Source organism: Syntrophomonas sp. UBA1041 (assembly GCF_002316705.1).
Classification (GTDB): domain Bacteria; phylum Bacillota; class Syntrophomonadia; order Syntrophomonadales; family Syntrophomonadaceae; genus DTU019.
The window spans coordinates 20,603-25,741 of record NZ_DCEA01000011.1 but is presented as its reverse complement, the minus strand read 5'-3'; the positions used below and the strand labels follow the sequence as shown (position 1 = coordinate 25,741).

The following is a 5,139-nucleotide window of genomic DNA, read 5'->3' as shown; positions in this document are numbered from 1 at the left end:
GTCTTCCGCCTTCCGTCTTCCGATATACTAACTGCGCCCGTCCTGGCGCTTTATCCCGTATTTCGCCGCCTTGCGGATTACGGTGGACTGGTTGACCTGCAGGGCAGCGGCCACCTGGTAGCTGGAGCGAAAACGGGCAAAGGCCGCCTCTAAAAGCTCGCGCTCCGTATTTTCTACCGCCTGCCGCAAAGGTAAGAGATCCTGCTCATTGTCCAATTTTAATCGTGGCACCTTAAAACTGGCCGGCAGATCCTGCATGCTTATGATATTATTAATACTGGTGACAACCATTCTTTCCATGAGGTTTTCCAATTCCCTTACATTTCCCGGCCAATGGTATTCCATCAATACATCAATAACTGATTTATGCAAGCGCTTGTTCATCTGGTATTTATCGTTAAAAGCATTCAAAAAATAGTTGGCTAAAACCGGAACATCTTCCGGCCTCTCGCGTAGCGGGGGTACAAAAATGGGAATCACATTCAACCGGTAATATAGATCCAACCTGAACTGGTGATTGGCAATCATCTCTACCAAATTGCGATTGGTGCCGGCCAAAATCCTCACATCCACAGTTATGGGTTGTTCTCCGCCTACCCGAAGCATCTCTTTATCCTGTAGAAAACGTAATAGTTTAACCTGCAGGTTAAGCGGCAGTTCACCGATCTCATCCAGGAATAGAATTCCTCCCTGGGCCAGTTCAAAGAGACCTACCTTACCGCTCTTGCTGGCTCCGGTAAAAGCCCCCGCCTCGTAACCAAAAAGTTCTGATTCCAGGAGATTTTCCGGAATTGCACCACAGTTTACCTTGATCAAAGGGCCATCCTTGCGATTACTGCTGGAATGAATAATTTCGGCAATTAATTCCTTACCTACCCCGGACTCACCCTGAATCAAAACAGTGGAATCAACTCCGGTAACCCGTAGAACCAGATCCAATAATTCCTTCATTTTAGTAGAGTTAAAAACCAGTTGGCGTGAGGTCTGCAATTTGATCTGCTCCAGTTGGCTGCGATAAAGCTGGGTCAATCCTTCCACCTGCTCCAACTTCCTCTGCAGTTCATTTAATTCCGTTATGTCACGAACATTGGTTACCACCAGAATGATATTACCCTCTTCATCAAATATCGGGTTACTGGTTACCAGCAGCTCGTTATCGTTCATAGATACCAAAGAAATAGTGACCCGCTCCTTCTTTTCCAAAGCCAGCAGGGTTCCGGAACGAGAGAATTTACCCTCTTTAACCAGATCATCCATGTGCCGTCCCACACATTCGGCAGCGGTAACCCCGGTAATTCTTTCGAAGCCCTTATTTAAACGTAAAGTAATCGCCTGGCCATCCGTAACATACAAGCCATCAAAAGAGGACTCAAATATGGCATCCAACTCCCGGTTGAGCTTCTGGGTATACTGTGACTGCCTTACCAGTTCCTCAAATTCCGATATTTCACGCAGTACCAGTACTGAACCGATAACATTCCCATCCTGTACCACATCATTGCGGTAGGGGAGGAAACTTCTATCCCCGATGACCAGCTTGTTAACCGGTAAGGGCTTGTGGTTTCCATGAATAAGGGAATCCAATACCTCGGTGCCGCCGAGCAGATCATGAGCATTGGCCCCGCGCGCCTCCTCCATGTCAATGCCCAACAAGCGACTGGCCTGGCGATTAAAAATCTTGATGCGGAAATCATTGTCTATTTCTATGACCGGGTTATACACAGCATCAATGGCCGCTTCTATTTCCTTTTTCCCCTTCTGTATTTCCAGAGTCAGAGCCACCAATATATCAGAAAAATACAGCATTCCTACCAGTTGACCGTTGCGCATAACCGGCCGGCAGGTAAATTTCTGTTTTCTAATATCGGGAACATCATCGTCATATGCTATGGTGATTGGGTCGGTGAGCATTATATCTTGTACTTCTATTGCGGGGGATTCTTGTGACAGTACTTGCAGCAAGCGATTCTTCGTAACCAGTCCAACTAATTCCTGGTCTTCATTCAGAACTGGGGATGCATCGAGTGAAAAATCAATAAATAAGCGTGAAACCTCACCGATAGTCTGCCTGGTCCGCAGGGGCAATAACCTGGGGTTCATTACTTCATAAACTTTCATAATGCACCACTCTCGGATCGATTTTTCATTATTGTACCATGTAAGTTAAAGAAAAAGAAACTAAAAAGAGGAAGCCCAGGGGCTTCCTCTCATACTAACAAGAACTAATCAATCGGGTCAAACATATCTTTGGGAGCACCACATACCGGGCAAATGTCCGGCGGCTCCGGTCCCTCGTGAATATAGCCGCAAATACGGCATTTCCAGCGGTTATGACGCTGTTTGCCACTCTTGTCGCGTCCCAAATTTTGCATGGATTCACTGCTATCTACCCGCGATGCAATTATAATCTCACCTACCAGAACTCCATCTTTTATAAAGCTCTTCTTATAGTAATCCTCAATCGGGTCCTTGACCTCTACCACCCGGCACTCCTCAGGCGGCAGGTTAACCTCCCCTATGGAAAATATTTCTTTATCGAAGGCCACCAGCATGGTGGATATCCGCGGTTCCTTGTATTCCAGCCAGTCCCCGGCAGCAGCAGACCCGGCGATTCGTCCCATTTCCATGGCTACCGGCCACAGGCCAATCATTCTTTCTCCATGTTGGGCTACATCACCCGCAGCATAGACATCCGGAGCACTGCTGCGCATCTTCTCATCAACTACTATTCCCTGCTTGATTTCCAGACCCGCTTCCTGAGCCAATTCTACATTGGGCTTTACTCCCGTTGAGAGGAGAACCAGGTCAGCTTCCAGAACCTGTCCATCATTCAGGCGCACTCCACTGGCCCTGGCTTCACCCAGAATCTCTTCCGTAGCCTTACCCAGGTATAGTTGGACCCCTTTGGAGCGAATAATGTCCGCCAGGCGTGCAGAGGAGGAATCATCCAGTTGCCGGGGCATAAGCCGTTCACCAAATTCCACCACGGCCACTTCCAGCCCGGCGGATACCATCTCCCAAACAGCCTCCAAACCCAGGACTCCGCCACCGATTACTACCGCTTTTTTACTTGTCTTAATAGCTTCTTTAAGTTTTATCGCGTCTTTCAGGTTGCGCAGGGCAAAAACGCCCTCTTTTTCCACACCCGGGAAAGGAGGAATATTACTGCGGGCACCGCTGGCCACTATCAACTTGTTATAAGTCAAATTTTCGCCATTATCCCCGCTTACTGTTCTGGCCGCAGTATCAATGGAGTTTACTTTAAAGCCGGTTTTTACTTCGATGGCATTCTCCTGGTACCAGGCAGCATCGAAAACATAGAGCCGCTTATCCGGCAGGTCCTCGCTCAAAAAGTCAGAAAGAGCCGGGCGGTAATAAGGCAGGGCTTCTTCTTCGGTTAACATGGTTATAGCGGCGGTGCGGTTGCGCTGTCTTATGGCCTGGGCGGCAGAGAGAGCGGCAATTCCGCTGCCGATTATTACAAAATGCTCGGAAGTATCGTTTAAGAATTCGTCTTCCAGCGGCATCTGCACAAAGTTTTCCGGTCCTACACCACAGGCCGGGCAAATAGCAGGGGGTTCCTCTCCGACATGGATATGCCCGCAAACCAGGCAGCGCCAGCGAATTTTACTTTTATCCTGCCCCTTTTCCATTACGGCCCGGGCGAATTCCATCCCCAGGCTGAAGGCATCCTCCAGTTGACGAGCCGATGGCTTAAAATTGACGCGAAAACCAGGAAGTACCTTCATACGCAAAGCATTAAGACGGCTTTCAATAGAAGGAACCGCCTCACCGCTCCAACCGTAAGCCCCGAAAGCCAGGGCAATCTTGTCCGAATGCGTGATAGGAGAAAGCCGGGTAATAAGATCCCAGATAGGTGGCAGGGCATCCCCGTTGATAGTAGGAGAACCCACCAGGAGTCCATCAGCCTGCTCAATACTCTGCAGGGCCTCCTCTAACCCACCCTCTACCAGGTTATAGCGCTTGATATCAAAATCCCCCATCATGCTGATACCCTCCAAAAGGCTGTCAGCAATCATTTCCGTATAGCCATAAGCCGTAACATAAGCCAGGACTATGGACGGTTTTTTCTCCCCGTCAGCCACTTCCACCGGTGTTGACCATTGCCGGTAGAGCTCAATGTAATAATCCAGATTCTGCCGCAGTACCGGTCCATGACCCGGGCAGATAATGTCAAACTCCAGATCTTTGATTTTTTCCAAAGCTTCCAGAACATAAGGCTTAAAAGGCCCCATTATCATATCAAAATAATATTTATAGGCATCCGTAAAATCAAAGTCGATCAGGTCGTTGAATACCCTTTCATCCGCATAGTGACTGCCGAAAGAGTCGCAGGTGAAGAGTATCTTATCCTCCGGCAGGTAGCTGTACATACTGTCCGGCCAATGCAAAAAAGGTGCACTTATGAAACGCAGGGTCTTGCCCCCTAAATCCAGTTCATCTCCATGATTTAATTCTCGGGAGGAAAAATTCTTGTTGCTTATTTCCTTGAGGAATCTGATGGCGGTCTGACTGCCCAGAATGGTTAATCCCGGAATCAATTCCAGCAGCTTTTCCACTGATCCGGAATGGTCAGGTTCGGTATGGTTCATAATCAGATAATCAATCTCTGAGAGTTTTACTATTTCTTGAAGATCCTTAATATACTCCTCGAAAAAATTGTCCTTGACCGTTTCAATTAAAACGGTCTTTTCCCTGCCCTTTACCAGATAGGCATTGTAGCTGGTACCGTACTCGGTTCGCATAACAATGTCAAATACTCTTAAACCATAATCCTGAACTCCAACATAAAATACATTCTCCTTAATTTCCAGCGCCTTCATTATCATACCCCCCTTTGAATAATTTTCGGCCGTTAAGTGACCCTATGTACATGATAGGAAAAGCACGAAAGATATGCAAATTGAGAAATATTCTTCTCGCCCCAATAATCCCGATATAAGGTATATATCTCCTCAAAACGCCATAATTCATTATCCTATGTATAAAATCTTTATCGCCCATTGCCCCTTATTTATAACAAGTAAATAAGTATGTTTTATCGGTACCATACCCCGGTAGGCTATTTATGGATGGCAGGCAAGGGGATGGCAGGCAAGGGGACGGTTCTGTTGCCTG

At 47.4% G+C, this 5,139-nt stretch carries 2 protein-coding genes; both read right to left on the bottom strand.

The genetic code is table 11. The features are described 5' to 3' along the window. Positions 1-27 precede the first annotated feature (27 nt). Positions 28-2,118, bottom strand: coding sequence for a sigma 54-interacting transcriptional regulator (locus B2633_RS02310; protein WP_483168919.1), 2,091 nt, complete (start codon positions 2,116-2,118; stop codon positions 28-30). Between the two features lie 104 nt (positions 2,119-2,222). After that, positions 2,223-4,844 (bottom strand): FAD-dependent oxidoreductase, encoded by a 2,622-nt coding sequence (locus B2633_RS02305; RefSeq protein WP_276620726.1) that lies wholly within the window; start codon positions 4,842-4,844, stop codon positions 2,223-2,225. Between the last annotated feature and the right edge of the window lie 295 nt (positions 4,845-5,139).

Bases quoted from the DNA above. Each gene is read 5' to 3' on its own strand.
- B2633_RS02305 (WP_276620726.1), bottom strand. From the start codon at position 4,844: ATGAAGGCGCTGGAAATTAAGGAGAATGTATTTTATGTTGGAGTTCAG.
- B2633_RS02310 (WP_483168919.1), bottom strand. From the start codon at position 2,118: ATGAAAGTTTATGAAGTAATGAACCCCAGGTTATTGCCCCTGCGGACC.